The 14442-nt window shown below is 69.4% G+C and carries 12 protein-coding genes; 6 read left to right on the top strand and 6 right to left on the bottom strand.

Annotated elements, in window-relative coordinates; translation table 11 throughout:
• Positions 1–66: 66 nt before the first annotated feature.
• The 5 genes from ACYVII_RS15180 to ACYVII_RS15160 all read right to left on the bottom strand — a co-directional run bounded on the left by ACYVII_RS15180 (position 67) and on the right by ACYVII_RS15160 (position 7118).
• Positions 67–1974, bottom strand: coding sequence for a YhgE/Pip family protein (locus ACYVII_RS15180; protein WP_460536575.1), 1908 nt, complete (start codon positions 1972–1974; stop codon positions 67–69).
• Complete coding sequence (locus ACYVII_RS15175; protein WP_460536573.1) at positions 1971–2729, bottom strand: hypothetical protein; 759 nt, start codon at positions 2727–2729, stop codon at positions 1971–1973. Before ACYVII_RS15175 ends, ACYVII_RS15180 begins: the two co-directional genes overlap by 4 nt.
• On the bottom strand, positions 2726–3388 hold the full coding sequence (locus ACYVII_RS15170) for a TetR/AcrR family transcriptional regulator (RefSeq protein ID WP_460536571.1): 663 nt from the start codon (positions 3386–3388) through the stop codon (positions 2726–2728). Before ACYVII_RS15170 ends, ACYVII_RS15175 begins: the two co-directional genes overlap by 4 nt.
• A gap of 60 nt (positions 3389–3448) precedes the next feature.
• On the bottom strand, positions 3449–6115 hold the full coding sequence (locus tag ACYVII_RS15165) for a DUF4062 domain-containing protein (protein ID WP_460536569.1): 2667 nt from the start codon (positions 6113–6115) through the stop codon (positions 3449–3451).
• 64 nt (positions 6116–6179) lie between these two features.
• Positions 6180–7118, bottom strand: coding sequence for a LysR family transcriptional regulator (locus ACYVII_RS15160; RefSeq protein WP_460536567.1), 939 nt, complete (start codon positions 7116–7118; stop codon positions 6180–6182).
• A gap of 70 nt (positions 7119–7188) precedes the next feature.
• Here ACYVII_RS15160 and ACYVII_RS15155 point away from each other — a divergent pair, with 70 nt between their 5' ends.
• The 4 genes from ACYVII_RS15155 to ACYVII_RS15140 all read left to right on the top strand — a co-directional run bounded on the left by ACYVII_RS15155 (position 7189) and on the right by ACYVII_RS15140 (position 11227).
• Positions 7189–8322 (top strand): YeiH family protein, encoded by a 1134-nt coding sequence (locus ACYVII_RS15155; RefSeq protein ID WP_460536565.1) that lies wholly within the window; start codon positions 7189–7191, stop codon positions 8320–8322.
• Positions 8323–8373: 51 nt separating this feature from the next.
• Positions 8374–8880 (top strand): DUF3151 family protein, encoded by a 507-nt coding sequence (locus ACYVII_RS15150; protein WP_460536563.1) that lies wholly within the window; start codon positions 8374–8376, stop codon positions 8878–8880.
• A 174-nt stretch (positions 8881–9054) separates the two neighbouring features.
• Positions 9055–10353 carry an adenylosuccinate synthetase gene (locus ACYVII_RS15145; protein WP_460536561.1) on the top strand — a complete coding sequence of 433 codons (1299 nt, stop codon included), beginning with the start codon at positions 9055–9057 and terminating at the stop codon, positions 10351–10353.
• Positions 10354–10405: 52 nt separating this feature from the next.
• Entirely contained in the window at positions 10406–11227 is an 822-nt protein-coding gene (locus ACYVII_RS15140; RefSeq protein ID WP_460536559.1) for a phosphatase PAP2 family protein, read from the top strand.
• A gap of 41 nt (positions 11228–11268) precedes the next feature.
• Here ACYVII_RS15140 and ACYVII_RS15135 read toward each other — a convergent pair whose 3' ends face one another.
• Entirely contained in the window at positions 11269–12429 is a 1161-nt protein-coding gene (locus ACYVII_RS15135) for a citrate synthase family protein (protein ID WP_460536557.1), read from the bottom strand.
• Between the two features lie 90 nt (positions 12430–12519).
• Between ACYVII_RS15135 and ACYVII_RS15130 the strand changes: the two genes are divergently transcribed.
• Complete coding sequence (locus tag ACYVII_RS15130) at positions 12520–13875, top strand: citrate/2-methylcitrate synthase (RefSeq protein WP_460536555.1); 1356 nt, start codon at positions 12520–12522, stop codon at positions 13873–13875.
• 63 nt (positions 13876–13938) lie between these two features.
• Entirely contained in the window at positions 13939–14421 is a 483-nt protein-coding gene (locus tag ACYVII_RS15125) for a CinA family protein (protein WP_460536553.1), read from the top strand.
• The last annotated feature ends 21 nt before the right edge of the window (positions 14422–14442 follow it).

The raw sequence follows: 14442 nt of genomic DNA, 5'->3' as shown, positions 1-14442 counted from the left end.
CGTCCGAGGCGACGAAAACTGCGACCTGAAGCAGGGTGCGTGAGATGGGTCGGGCGCGAACCCGGCTCAGCCGATCAGGCTCGGCTGCAGGTCTCGCAGCGTGCGGTGGTGCGTCATGCGCACGACGCCGATCGAGGTGATCACCAGGGCGGCCACCAGCCACACGAGCAGGAACAGCGCATCACCGCCGGCCAGTGACGCGTTGCCGCCGTACATCGTCTGTCGTATTCCGTCCACGGCATACGACATCGGCAGCACGTGGTGCAGCCAGGCGAGCGGGGCCGGCAGCGTCTGCCAGGGGAACGTGCCGCCCGCGCTGACGAGCTGCAGCACCATGAGCACGAGCCCGAGGAATTGGCCCACGCTGCCCAGCCACACGTTCAGCGCCAGGATGATCGCCGTGAACGTCACCGACGCGAGCGCCATGATGCCGAACGTCGCGGCGGGGTTACTCACTCCGAAGCGCAATCCTCCTGCGACCACCGCGTAGAGCGCCACCATCTGGATGACGCCTAGCAGTGCGGGTGTGAGCCAGCCGGCGAGCGTGACCCGGAACGGCGACCGCAACGCCGTGATCGCGCGCCGCGACACCGGCTTCACGATGAGGAACAGGGCATAGATGCCGATCCATGCCGCGAGCGCCATGAAGAACGGCGCCAGCCCCGCACCGTACGTGCCAGCACTCGCCTCCTTCGACCTCGCGAGTTTCACCGGGTCGGCGATCGTCTTCGCCTGGGCCGCGCGCTCGGATGCCGTCGTCTGCGGAATCTGCTGCACACCGGCATCCAGTCCCGACTTCAGTTTCGCGGTGCCGTCGGCGAGCGTGCCGAGGCCGTCGCGCAACGTGGCCGCACCGGTTGCGGCCTGCGCGGAACCGTCCGCGAGTTGCGACGCCCCGCCGGCCGCCTGCTGGATGCCCCCGGTCAACGCCGGCGCGGATGCCGCCAGTTGCGACGCCCCCGCGGCGACCTGCTGGGATCCGCTCGCAAGCTGATCGACCTGTCCCACTGCGGTCTGCACCTGCTGGTTGCCACTGGTGACCTTGCCGCCGAGCTGATCGAGCTGGGACAGGATCGAGTCCGCCTCGCTCTGGCTGATCGCCCCCTGCTGCACCAGCGACTGGAGCTGTGCCTGGATGTCCGCACGCACCGTGGGCACGGCATCCGCCGCCTGCTGCGACAACGCGCCGGCCTGATTCGCGTAACCGGCGAGCTTGGTGTCGCCCGCCGCGACCTGCTGCGCGCCGTCCGCGAGCCGCTGGCTCTGCGCCGGCAGGTCTGCCGTTTGCGACGCCAACGTGTTCAGTCCGTCCCGTAGCGACGCCGATCCCGCCGCCAGCTGCGATGTGCCGTCGGCGAGCGTGGCCGCACCGGTGTGCGCGGTCTGCGTGCCGTCGAGGAGCTGGCCGGCGGCATCCGCTGCCGTGGAGAGGTTCGAGCGGATGTCCGACAACGCCAGCAGGAACCGGCTCGCCGCCTCGCGGTTCACCTCCTGCACGATGGATGCCTTGATCGTCTCCGCCGCCTGCTGGCCGATCGTGGACGCGAGATAGCTGTTCGTGTCGTTGGTGGTGAGTGTGACGGTGGCCTTCTGGGGGTCGGTCGTGGAGGCGCTCAGGAGCTGCCGCGAGAAGTCCGCAGGGAGGGTGATCGCGAAGTCGAAGCGCTGGTCGTTCAGTCCCTTTGCGGCCGTCTCGGCGGGAACGATGTGCCACTGGAACGTTCCGTCGTCGACGAGCTGCTGCGCGACCTTGTCGCCGTAGTTCACCGCCTTGCCGTCGAGCGTGGTTCCGGTGTCGCTCACGACGATGGCGGCGGGGATCTGGTCGAGCTTCGCGTACGGATTCTGGTTCGCCCAGAGGTAGAGCGCGCCGTAGATGACCGGAACGCACATCAGCGCCAGCAGCGCGATGGTCGCCATGCGGCTGGCGGTGAGACGGCGCAGCTCCGCCGCGATCATCTGGGGGACCTTCATTCGTCACTCGATTCGGTGTGAGTGTCGTTCTCGATCACCGGTACGGGACGGGTGATCACGTCGGGCAGGCCGAACAGCGACCCCTCGCTGACGATCGAGGTGTCGGAGTCGTCGCGGGTGGGATCGTCGTCGGGGTCGGCGGCCTGCCACGGCGCCTCGAGACGCTCGACCAGCGAGCTGGCAGCGATCGCCGCGGCTGAGGCATCCCCGGCGATGACGAGCACCGCGAAGCCGCGCGACGCCACGTCGAGCGCGATGCGCCACCACGCGTTCGGGTCGCCGCCGTGCCGATCGGGTGCGGTGAGCACGACGCCCTGCACCCCTTCGCGCAGCAGGGCGAGCTCGACGAGCAGACGGATGCGCACGGTCGGCGGAACCTGCCCGATCGCGTCGCGCGCGTGCTTGGCAGCGCCGAGCGAGGCGAGCGTGCGCTTCACCGCGCGCACGCCGGATGGGCGGCCGGCGAACATGAGCTCCTCCGCGACGACGCCGGCGACGGTGATGTTCGGTGCAGGGTCGCTCACGTCGGGCGCGTCGACCAGCGCGATCGAGCGGCGCACGGCCGACGCATCCGCCACGCCGTCGATCGTGATGGTGCCCGAGCCGGGCTTCATACGACCGGATGCCAGCAGCCCGAGCACCGTGGGGCGCTGCTCCGTCTCGGCGCGAGCGAGAACCGCCTCGCCGGTGCCATACGTGAGCGTCACCGTGTCGAGGGCCGGCCGCTTCGACACGGCGTTCAGTGCGATCCTCATGCCCGTCCGTCACTTGATGCGCGGTACGCGAGCTCCGGGGTCTGCTCGACGAGGGCATCCGCCTCGCGCCAGCCCAGCCCCGCCACGCTGAGAGCGGTGATCATGACGAGTGTGTGACCGGCGCGGGCATCGAGCCCCTCGTGCGTCGCCTCGGTGAGCACGTCGAGCGCGGCACGCTCGATGAGGCGGGCCAGCGCATCCGGGTGGATGTCCCGCCGCAGCACCCCATCGCGCACGCCGCGCCGCACGGTGTGGCGGAGCTTCGCCCGTGCCGGCTCGAGAGCCTTCGCGACCAGCTCCATGTAAGGACCGCGCACCGCGAACTCGGCGGTGACGCTGGCATGCTGCACCTGCGCCCAGAGGGTGGCGCCGTACAGCGCGATCTCGATGCGGGCATCCTCGTGCACGATCGGAACGACGGATGCCGCCATCCGCTCGGCGCCGAGGCGCAGCACCTCGCGCACGAGCTCGTCGCGGTTGGCGAAATGCCCGTAGACCGAGCGTCTGCTCAGCCCCGCCTCGGCCGCGATGGCCTCCAGCGAGGCGTCCACATCGGCGTTGAGCACTCGCACGGCCGCGGCGATGAGCGCCTCACGGTTCTCCGCGGCATCCCGTCGGGGAGCTCGTGCGCGAGAGGATGTGCCGGGAACGGTGGACATGCCGCCATCCTATTATCTTGCACACATATGTGCAAGATAGCCTCGCGTGATCGGATGCCGTCACTTCCTGCTGAACCCGGCTGCGGCCGCCTCCTGCTTGTCCGGGGGCAGCGCGAGCCGCATCACCTCCGCCGGAGGCATCCGGCGGCCTCGCTCCTCCGCGTCGCGCATCCGATCGGGAAACGCGGTGCGCAACGGCTCCAGATAGGCGGGGTGGTAGACGAACGCCGCGGCGTCGTACATGCCGGACTTCTTGCGCATCTCCTGCGCGGCTCCGGCGAGGAGTCCGGCGCGCTCCACCTGCCCACGAAGCGCGGCGATCGCGCACAGCCCCTCGATGCCGTATGCGGCGCCCTCCAGGTGGCCGAGCGTCGCTGAGACATAGGCGGCATCGGCGAAGGCCGGCTCCGCCTCTTCGAGGCGGTTCTGGAACAGCAGGAGCCGAGCGACGTGGTGCTCCGTGATGGTGATGGCGAACGCATCGTCGGTGCGCCGGGAGACCTCCGCGCCCTGTTGGTAGTGGTGCAGAGCGGCTTCGTTGTCGCCGTCGAGCATGTCGAGCCGGCCCATCGTCACCCAGGCGACCGCTTCGCCCCATCCGTCACTCGAGTGCCGGAACAGCTCGATGGCTCGTTCGAGCTCTGCTCGTGCCGCCGCGCGGTCCTCTCCGTCGATCTGGGCTCGGGTCATGGCCGTGCACCCGAGAGCCACCGCGACTGCCGCCTCGTCGTGCTCCGCTTCGAAGGTGCGGCGCACCTGCTCGAATCCGTCTACGACCGTCCCATCCGGCGACCGCCACATGAGCATCCAGAGAACGTAGAAGCGCGCGACGGCCGAGGTGCGCTCCGACACCGGCGCTGCGGAGTCGAGTATCTCCTGCATCCAGATGCGCACCTCCCCGAAGAATCCGCCGATCCACCAGAACACGAGCAGGTTCCAGGCGAACTCGGCGGCATCGTCGAAGCGACCTGTGGAGACGAGATAGCGGATGGCCGAGCGCAGGTTGGAGCGTTCGCGTTCCAGCCGGATGAGAGCATCCGCCTGCCCCGAGCCCTTCAGTTTGGGGGCGAGGCTGCGGGCCAGTTCGAGGTAGTGCGCGGCATGGGCCGCGCGCATGGCGGGCTCTTCGCCCGATTCGCGCAGCTTCTCGAGCGCATATTCGCGCACGGTGGCGAGCATGGAGTACGACGGGTTCCCGTCCGCCTCGTGCAACCGCACCAGGGAGCCGTCGATGAGGTCGTCGAGCCCATCCAGTTCGGCACCGGTCCACGTGCGCCCGGCACCGACCGACTCGACGGCCTCGAGCGTGAACTGCAGAGAGAAGACCGAGAGGTCGAAGAGCAGAGCGCGGTCCCGTTCGCTGAGCAGGTTGGCGCTCCACTCGATCGTGTTGCGCAGCGTGCGCTGCCGAGCGGGTAGGTCGCGTGGCGCGTTGACCAGAAGGGAGAGCTGGTCATCGAGGCGATCGAGCACACTGTGCGGGGTGAGCACGCGCATGCGTGCCGCTGCCAGTTCGATCGCCAGCGGCAGGCCCTGCAACTCCGAGCAGATGCGCGCGACGGCGTCGGCGTTCGATTCGTCGAGCACGAAGTCGGGACGAACAGCCGTAGCGCGAGCGACGAACAGCTTCACCGCATCCGAGGCCTGGGCCGTCTCCACAGTCGCCTCTACGCTGTCGTCGGGCACCCCGAGCCCCGGAAGCTCGTACACCCGCTCGCCGCGAATGCGGAGCACGCTGCGGCTCGTCACGAGGAACGACGCTTCCGGTGCGATGGAGTACAACCGCACCAGCATCGGAGCGGCGTCGGCGAGCTGCTCGAAGTTGTCGAGCGCGATCAGGATGCGCTTGCCGGCGAGCACGATGGAGAGCCGGTCCTCGACCGAGACCTCGCCGGTGTCGCGCACGCCCAGTGCGTACGCGATCGTGGGAAGCAGAAGGTTCGGCTCCAGTACGTTCTCCAACGGCACGAAGTAGGCGCCGTCGGCGAACTCGTGACGTGCCAGCTCCAGCACTGCCAGAGCGAGCCGGCTCTTGCCGACTCCGCCCGGGCCCACGAGGGTGACGACCCGCTGCGTTCCGTTGCGCAGCAGGTCGACGATCTCGCCGGTCTCCCGAGAACGCCCTACGAGCGGGGTGTAGCTCGGCGGGATGGGCCGCGCGGCATCCAACGGCGCCGGCTCCGTCACATCGCGAGGGTGGGCGGCCGCCGTCGGCACACGTGCTTCGGGCTCGGGATGCCTGTCGCGGCTCTCGTCGAAACGCTCGGCCAGAAGCGTCGAGAGGTCGGCGGCGACGAGTTCCGCGAGCTGCTCGTCGGAGTCGAAGCTGACATACGCCGCGTTGTCGTCCTCGCGGATGCGGTCGATGAGTTGCAGGAGCCGGTCGTCGCGGCGCTCGGAGGACTTGATGTAGATGAGCTTCGGCATGTCGGGATCGGCGAGGTTGTACTCGTCTTCCAGGCCGGAGACATCCTCGCCCGGGGCCACCCATCCGTACTTCTCCCAGTACAGGCCGACGAAGACATCGCTCTGATCGAGGTACGCGCGGTACAACGATCGCGGAGGATGAGGTCGCGCCCCCAGCTCGAACATCACCGGAGCCAGGCGCAACCGTTCGATGGCCGCGCGCGCGGCCTTGCGCTCGGGTTCCAGTTCGCGGAGCGTCGAGCTCACGAAAACGCGAAGTCGCTGATCCGGCGTTCTGATGGCCCCTCGGGTGGTAGCCATGCAGTTCATTGTGCTGCGAAGCGGATGCTCGGGACACGACCCCTTTCAAGGGCCGTTCCCGCGTTCAATGGCCGTTCGATGCGCGAGCGATGCCCACGAGGTCGGCGGCGGCAGGCAGCAGTGACGCGGCATCCGTCCACACGGCGTGCAGTGTGCGTACCAGTTCCAGGCCCGAAACCGGCACGGCCACGAGGTCGCCGGCGCGCACCGCAGCGCCCACCGCGAGCTCGCTGAGCACAGCCGGCCCTGCTCCGCTCGTCACTGCCACGCGTACCGCCGCGTTGCTGGACAGCTCCAGGACCGGCTCCGCCCGCCGGTACCCGGCCAACGCCTCGTCGAGCGTGGTGCGCGTGCCCGACCCCGGCTCGCGCACCACGAGCGGTGTCGCGGCGAGCTCTGCCGCGCCGAGCGGCCGCTTGCGCCGCGCCCACGGGTGCTCGGGCGAGACCACCACGACGAGTCGGTCGTGCGAAACGGCCGATCGGCGAAGCGAGTGCGGAACTCCGGGCGACTCGACGAACCCGACGGCAGCGCGCCCGGATGCCACCAGGTCGAACACCTCGCTCGAGTTGTGCACCAGCAGGGCGACGTCGAGACTCGGATGCTCGCGCCTGAGCCGCGTGAGCCAGAGCGGAATGAGGTACTCGGCCACCGTGAGACTCGCGGCCACCGTGAGGTGCGAGTTCTGATCACGGCGCAGTGCCGCGATCGCGGTATGCAGCTCGCGGGCTGCACCCAGTACGGCACCTGCCCAGTCGACGACGACATCGCCGTCGGCCGTGAGCCGTGACCCGCGCGGCGATCGCTCCAGCAGCCGAACGCCGAGGCTCTTCTCCCACGCGGCGAGGGCGCGGGATGCGTTGGGCTGCGCCATGCCGACGGCCCGCGCGCCCGCGCTCAGGCTTCCGTGCTCCGAGACGGCGACGAGCAGCTCGAGCACGGCGAGGTCGGGCCAGCGCTCGCCGCGCCGCGGCTCCGAGTCGGCCATGCCGGAATCAGCCATATCCAAATGATATGCCGCTATGCGAAACCGACGGCTACTGCGGAGCGGCGCTGGATTCCAGGCTGGAACGGTGACCAGCACCGCACCCATCCCCGTTCCCGCAGAGGCCGAAGTCGCAGCCACCTCTACCGAACCGACGGGGCCGCGCTCGCGCGGAGCGGCGGCTTCCTCCCCGCAACCTCTCGGGCCGCGGTCGGGCAGCACCGCGGCCGCGTTGTGGCGCGGAACCCTGCGGGTGGCGCCCGGCCTCGCGGTGTGCGCGGTGGCGGTCGCGATCGCGCTTGTCGTGGCATCCGTCATTCCGGTGCTCAGCGCAACCCTCATCGCGATCGTGCTCGGAGTGCTCGTGCGCAACACGCTGCCCGTGCCGAGCGTGCTCGAGGCCGGACTGACGTTCGCGGCGAAGAAGCTGCTGCGGCTCGGCATCGTGCTGCTCGGCCTTCAACTGATGCTCGGCGACGTGCTCGGTCTCGGGTGGGGCGTCATCCTCATCGTCGTCGCTGTGGTCGGCGTCGGCTTCACCGGAACGCTGCTGATGGGCAGGTGGCTCGGCGTTCCCTACTCGCAGCGGCTGCTCATCGCCGGCGGTTTCTCGATCTGCGGCGCATCCGCCGTCGCCGCCGTGGACGGCGTCATCCAGACCGAGAAGAACGAGGAGGTCGTCGCGGCCGTTGCGCTGGCCACCGTGTTCGGAACGCTGATGATCCCGTTCATCCCTTTCGCGAGCTCCCTGCTCGGACTCACCGAGCGCGAAGCCGGCATCTGGGCGGGCGCTTCGACGCACGAGGTCGCGGGTGTCGTGGCGGTCGGCGGCATCATCGGCGGTGGAGCGCTCGCCGTCGCCGTGGTCGTCAAGCTCGCGCGCGTGCTGCTTCTGGCCCCGATGATGGCCGTGGTCGGCGTAACGCACCGTCGCCGCACCGGAACGGATGCCTCAGGCAAGCGGCCGCCCATCATCCCGCTCTTCGTGGTGCTCTTCGTCGTGATGGTGGTCATCCGCTCGATCGGGGTGGTTCCCGAACCGGTGCTCGACGTGGCGAAGACGGCGCAGGGTGCGGTGCTGGCGGCCGCGATGTTCGCGCTGGGTGCCGGGGTGAACATCCGCAAGCTGGTCAAGGTGGGCAGACGTCCGCTGCTGCTGGCGCTGCTCGCCACCATCCTGGTGACCGGCATCGGGCTCGCCGGAGTGCTGCTGCTGCGCTAACCCACGGTATGCCTCCAGTTACGGAATGCCCGGCTCGTTAGCATTGGCCATATGACCGCCGAGCACCCGGACGACCACTCCGAAGACCAGCGCGAGATCCGTCTCGCGGCCGATCGGAACGTGGTCATCGAGCTGCTCGACGCCGGCGGCGAGCCGGAGGTGCTGAAGCTCGTCGTGGCCAGGTACCCGCGCTCGCCCCTGGCGTGGGCGAAGCTCGCGGATGCCACCTACCATCCGGATGCCGCGCTCGAGTCGTACGCGTACGCGCGGGTCGGCTACTACCGGGCGATCGAGGCGCTGGAGGCCGCCGGCTGGGACGGCACCGGCACCGTCCCGTGGTCGCACGAGCCGAACCGCGGTGCGCTGCGCGCGTTCTACGCGCTGCGTCGCGCCGCCGATGCCATCCGCGAGCACGATGAGGCGGCCCGCATCGACGAGTTGCTCACGCAGTGCGACCCCACGGCATCCGCAGAGATCGAGGCGTCCCGCACGGCGCCCATCCCGGTGCAGAACCCGTCGCCGCCGACGGAGTCGTTCGTCATCCGCGGCGAAGACTGACAGGCATCCATCCTGCGGCGGAGCCCGCCTGCCGGCGAACAGGCCTGTCTGAAGACCCCGGTATCGCGGCTACGCCGCTCACCGGCTCCATCGGCTCGGCAGAGCGAGCAAGCTCGCTCTGCTCTTGCCTCAGTCGCCGATAGGCTGGATGGGCCGCAAAACGCAAGGAGCATCATGCCCGCATCAGTCATCGTCGGTGCCCAGTGGGGCGACGAGGGTAAAGGCAAGGCCACGGATCTTCTGGGCGGCCGAATCGACTACGTCGTCAAGTTCAACGGCGGCAACAACGCCGGCCACACGGTCGTGATCGGCGACGAGAAGTACGCGCTGCACCTGCTGCCTTCCGGCATCCTGACCGAGGGCGTCACGCCCGTCATCGGCAACGGCGTGGTCGTCGACCTCGAGGTGCTCTGCGAAGAACTCGACGGTCTCATCGCCCGCGGTGTCGACGTCTCGCGCCTCGTGATCTCGTCGAACGCGCACATCATCACCCAGTACCACCGCACGATGGACAAGGTGACCGAGCGCTTCCTCGGCAAGCGCCAGATCGGCACGACGGGGCGCGGCATCGGGCCGACGTACGCCGACAAGATCAATCGAGTGGGCATCCGCATTCAGGATCTCTTCGACGAGGGCATCTTGCGTCAGAAGGTGGAGGGCGCGCTCGACCAGAAGAACCACCTGCTGGTGAAGGTGTACAACCGGCGCGCGATCTCGGTCGACGAGGTCGTTGACGACCTGCTGTCGTATGCCGAGCGCATCCGCCCGATGGTGGCCGACACGTCGCTGCTACTGAACCGGGCGCTCGACGAGGGCAAGCAGGTGCTGTTCGAGGCGGGTCAGGCGACGATGCTGGATGTCGACCACGGCACCTACCCGTTCGTCACCTCGTCGTCGTCGACGGCCGGTGGTGCCGCGACGGGCTCCGGCGTGGGTCCCGGCCGCATCGACCGCGTGATCGCGATCGTCAAGGCGTACACGACCAGAGTCGGCGCCGGGCCATTCCCCACGGAGCTCGACGACGAGATGGGCGAATGGCTGCGCCAACGCGGAGCGGAGTTCGGCACGACCACGGGCCGCCCCCGCCGCACCGGCTGGTACGACGCCCCCATCGCCCGCTACGCCACCCGTGTGAACGGGGTGACCGACTTCGTGCTCACCAAGCTCGACACGCTGACCGGGCTGGAGCGCATCCCGGTGTGTGTCGCGTACGACGTGGACGGCGTGCGCCACGACGAGGTTCCGGCGTCGCAGAGCGACTTCCACCACGCCGTGCCGATCTACGAGGAGTTCCCGGGCTGGAGCGAAGACATCCAAGGCGCGCGCTCCTTCGAGGATCTGCCCGCGAACGCTCAGCAGTATGTGCTGGCACTCGAGCGGATGTCCGGGGCCAGGTTCTCGGCCATCGGCGTGGGACCCGCGCGCGATGCGATCGTGGTGCGGCACGACCTCTTGGAGCCGTCTGCGCGTTGACGCGGCGTCGCGCTCCCAGGAACGAGCCGGATCGCGATGTGAGGATTGTGCGGTGACCTCGAGACTGCGTGCCTGGCCGTTCTTCGTGGCCGCGCTCGGGCTCTTCGCCGGGTTCGTCGCCGTCTACATCTTCTTCGTGCGCACCTATGCCGGGCAGATCGTCGACGAGCGGGCCTTCAACGGCGCGTACAGCCAGCACGACGCGATCGCCACGTTCTCCGAGCGGTTCCTCGATGTGGTGCCGGTGATCGCGTTCGGGGCCGGCATCGTGCTGACGGTGTCGATCGGCGTGGTCACTCGCCGATGGCGTCAGCTGGTCGTGGGGCTTGTGGTCTTCGGTGTGGCGTGCGTGCTCGCGGAACTGTCGAAGTACGTCTTCCTCTCCCGGCCGGAGACCGGCGCCACGGATCCGTTCGGCAACTCATTCCCGTCGGGGCATACAACGGTTGCCGCTGCTGCGGCGTTCGCCGTCTTCCTCGTGACCACACCGCGTTGGCGGCCGGCCGCGGCGCTCGGCGGGGGAGCGTTCGCGGTGCTCACGGGCGTCCTCGCACTCGTCAGTCAGTGGCATCGCCCGAGCGACGTGGTCGCCGGCCTCATTCTGGTGGCGATCTGCGGATGCCTCGGCACCGGCGTTCTCGCACTGCTCGGACTGCCTGCGGCGCGTCAGCGGTCCGCATCGCTTGCATGGCTGTGGTGGGTCTCCGCGATCGCCGCTGTCGTCTCGCTGATCGCGTTCGTGCTCATCTATGCCACTGTTTCCGACCACGGCCAGCATCTGCAAGTGGCCTACGTCGGAGGCGTCGCTGCCGTGCTCGCCGTGGGTGCCGGATTCACCGCAGCCGGAAACCGGCTGTTCCGCACGGTGGGGTGATGCCGGCAACCGCTGGCGCTCGAAGCACCTCTACGGCACCTCTACGCGGGCACGTAGCGGGACGACGGCCGGATGATCTTCGGATCCCGCGCCTGCTCCAGCACGTGCGCGGTCCAGCCGACGATGCGCGCCATCGCGAACGTGGGCGTGAACATCTCCCGCGGAATGCCGCACTGCTCCATCACGATGGCGGCGTAGAACTCCACGTTCGTGTGCAGCGCGCGGCCCGGCTTGTACTCGGCGAGCAGACGCTCGGCGACACGCTCGTACTCCACGGCGAGCTCGACGCGTGGGCCGCCGAACTCGAGGGCCACCTCCCGCAACAGCCGGGACCGCGGGTCGGCCGTGCGATAGACGGCGTGACCGAAGCCCATGAGCCGTCGACCCGCTGAGAGCTCGCCGCGCAGGTACCGCTCGATGCGGGCGCCGTCGACCTGAGTGGAATCGGAGGAGACGGCATCCAGCGCGTCCAGTGCGCGGCTCGGGGCGCCGCCGTGCAGCGGCCCGGAGAGCGCGCCGAGGGCACCGACGATGCAGGACTCCATGTCTGCACCCGTGGATGCGATCACCCTCGCCGTGAACGTCGACGCGTTGAATCCGTGATCGATCGTCGCGATGAGGTACGCGCTCAGCGCGCGTATGGCGCGATCGACGGGCTCTCTTCCGGTGACGCGGAACAGGTAGTCCTCCACGACGCCCGTACGCGATGAGCTGACGGGCCACGGGTCGTCGCCTGCGCGAGCACGCTGGAACGCGGCGAGGATGCCTGGGGCCACGGCGGCGACCGCGAGCGCTTCCTCGACGCGGGCCTCGTCATCGAGGTCGTACAACGGCCGGGACCCGCGCGCGGCGGCGAGCATGGGAAGGGTGGCCTGCAGCCCCCGAAGCGGGTCGATCTGCCGGGTGGCGGCATCCACCACGAACTGCTGCACTTCCGGGGGCGTCGTGCGCAGGCTCGTGACGAGTTCGTGGAAGCGGCTGTCGGCATCCGGATCGGGCAGCGACCCCAGCACGAGCAACTGCCATGCGCGCTCCAAGTCGCCGGATCGGGCGAGCTCGATCGCGTCATGCCCGCGGTAGTGATAGCGCCCTTCGTCGCCCAGCACATCGCCGATGGATGTCTGCGCGACGACCACCCCGGCGAGGCCCCGTGGCACCTCGATGGGCTGTGGTGGACGCACTTTCGTGTCTGCGACTGACATGGCGGCCTCCTCGATGACGGGATCGGACGATTTCAGCGTGCGACTTGATCGTGCATTCGTCAACGTTGATCGAATCAATATGATGAGTCCATGGATGCTTCGCTGCCGCGGCTGACCGCCGCCCAGGCGGCCGCACGACTCGGCGTGCAGCAGCAGACGCTCTACGCGTACGTGTCGCGCGGTCTGCTCGCACGAGAACGCGGCGCCCACGGATCCACGTTCGATGCGCTGGAGATCGAGCGGTTCGCAAGCTCGCGGCGGCGGAGCGGCCGGGGTGCTCGAGAGGACCAGTCGGCTGGGGCATCCGGATCGCCGCTTATGGTGCTCGACACCGACATCGCGCTGATCGAAGACGGTGAGCTGTTCCTGCGCGGTGTGTCTGCCGCGGAGCTCGCGCTGAAGTACCCCTACGAGTCCGTGGCACGCTGGCTATGGGGCGGCCCGCTGGAGGCATCCGCCCCGGTGTTCGTGCCGGACGAGTACGCCATCGCGTCGGCCCGCGCGGCCGTCGTCGCACTGGGTCGCGTGGCGACGCCGCTCGATCGCGTGCAGGTCGCCGTGCCCGTTCTCGGTGCGGCCGACCCGACGAGGCACGATCTTGACCCGGATGCTGTGCGCCCGGCAGCCGAGCGGATGATCGCCGGCGTGGTGGCGACGCTGGGTGGTCGCGTCCTCCGGTCGCCACCCGCCGAGAAGTCAAGAGTTGCGATGACGGCAAGGGAATTGCCGCGGAATTCGACTTCTCGGCCGGGCGAGGGAGCACCCGAACCAGGTGGCCTCGCGGTCGCGGCGTGGAAGGCATTCACGGACAGGACGCCGTCCGCGGCGGAGGTACGCGCCCTGAACGCTGCACTCGTGCTGCTCGTCGACCACGACCTTGCCGTGTCCACGCTGGCGGCGCGGGCCGCGGCATCCGCTCGGGCGACCCCGTATGCCGTGGTGTCGAGCGGCCTCGGCGCCCTGGACTCCGCGCTGCATGGGAACGCGAGCGGTGCGGCGTGCGAGCTGATCCGTCTGGTTCTCGCCGGAACGGATGCCCGCACCGCCCTCGCGCAGACCGTCGCGCGTACGGCTCGCCCGGCGCCGGGTTTCGGCCACTCCCTCTACCCGGGGATCGACGCGCGCGCAGGCATCCTGTTGCCGCTCGTCGCCGAGCTGCCGGAGGGAGCCGCCGTGGTCGAGGCCGTCGACCGCCTCGCCGCGGAGGTTCTGTCGCGCACGGGCAGGCATCCGAATGTCGACCTGGCGCTCGCCGCGCTCACCATCGCGGCGCGGATGCCGCCGGATGCCGGCGCGGCGATCTTCGCGATCGGCCGCATGGCCGGCTGGGTCGCGCACGCGCTCGATGAGTACGGGCAACGGCCGTTGCGGCTGCGTCCGCGCGGGCGGTACGTCGGGCCGGATGCCGGCACACCGGCTCGAACAGCGAAGGTGCCTGACGAATAGCCGCCGCCGCAGGGCTCGGTCAAGGCCTGTCAGTGGCAGTGACCGTCGCGATACAACCGGAGCATGTCTCCAGGCGAGCTGAACGACGAGTGCATGACGGAGGCGTCAAGCATCGCGCGGCTCGCGCAGCACAAGGCGCTACGAGTGGCGTGTGCCGAATCGCTCACGAGCGGCGCAATCGCGAGCCATCTCGGGGCGGCGAGTTCGGCGTCCGAATGGTTCGCCGGCGGCGTGGTCGCGTACTCGGCGCAGCTGAAGTTCGACCTGCTCGGCGTCGAGCAAGGGCCGGTCGTCACGGCCACGGCAGCAGAACAGATGGCGCGTGGTGTCGCAAAGCTCGCCTCCGCCGACGTCGCACTGGCCGTAACCGGCGAGGGCGGCCCTGAGCCAGCGGAAGACGCACCCGTGGGCACGGTGTACGTCGCCGTCTGGGGCCTGGGCGTGCACGAGGTGCGCGAGTTCCACTTCGACGGCGGTCCCGGCGACATCGTGCACGCCACCGCGTTGCAGGCACTGCGGATGCTCCGCGCGGCGGCCGAGAAGTAGCGCTGGAGCCGTGCGGTGAAG

The organism is Humibacter ginsengiterrae (assembly GCF_054780115.1).
Note: the sequence above shows the minus strand (reverse complement) of the source record. Positions and strands in the feature narration are given on the sequence as shown.

Bases quoted from the DNA above. Each gene is read 5' to 3' on its own strand.
- ACYVII_RS15160 (WP_460536567.1), bottom strand. From the start codon at position 7,118: ATGGCTGATTCCGGCATGGCCGACTCGGAGCCGCGGCGCGGCGAGCGC.
- ACYVII_RS15165 (WP_460536569.1), bottom strand. From the start codon at position 6,115: ATGGCTACCACCCGAGGGGCCATCAGAACGCCGGATCAGCGACTTCGC.
- ACYVII_RS15150 (WP_460536563.1), top strand. From the start codon at position 8,374: ATGACCGCCGAGCACCCGGACGACCACTCCGAAGACCAGCGCGAGATC.
- ACYVII_RS15170 (WP_460536571.1), bottom strand. From the start codon at position 3,388: ATGTCCACCGTTCCCGGCACATCCTCTCGCGCACGAGCTCCCCGACGG.
- ACYVII_RS15125 (WP_460536553.1), top strand. From the start codon at position 13,939: ATGTCTCCAGGCGAGCTGAACGACGAGTGCATGACGGAGGCGTCAAGC.
- ACYVII_RS15135 (WP_460536557.1), bottom strand. From the start codon at position 12,429: ATGTCAGTCGCAGACACGAAAGTGCGTCCACCACAGCCCATCGAGGTG.
- ACYVII_RS15130 (WP_460536555.1), top strand. From the start codon at position 12,520: ATGGATGCTTCGCTGCCGCGGCTGACCGCCGCCCAGGCGGCCGCACGA.
- ACYVII_RS15175 (WP_460536573.1), bottom strand. From the start codon at position 2,729: ATGAGGATCGCACTGAACGCCGTGTCGAAGCGGCCGGCCCTCGACACG.
- ACYVII_RS15145 (WP_460536561.1), top strand. From the start codon at position 9,055: ATGCCCGCATCAGTCATCGTCGGTGCCCAGTGGGGCGACGAGGGTAAA.
- ACYVII_RS15180 (WP_460536575.1), bottom strand. From the start codon at position 1,974: ATGAAGGTCCCCCAGATGATCGCGGCGGAGCTGCGCCGTCTCACCGCC.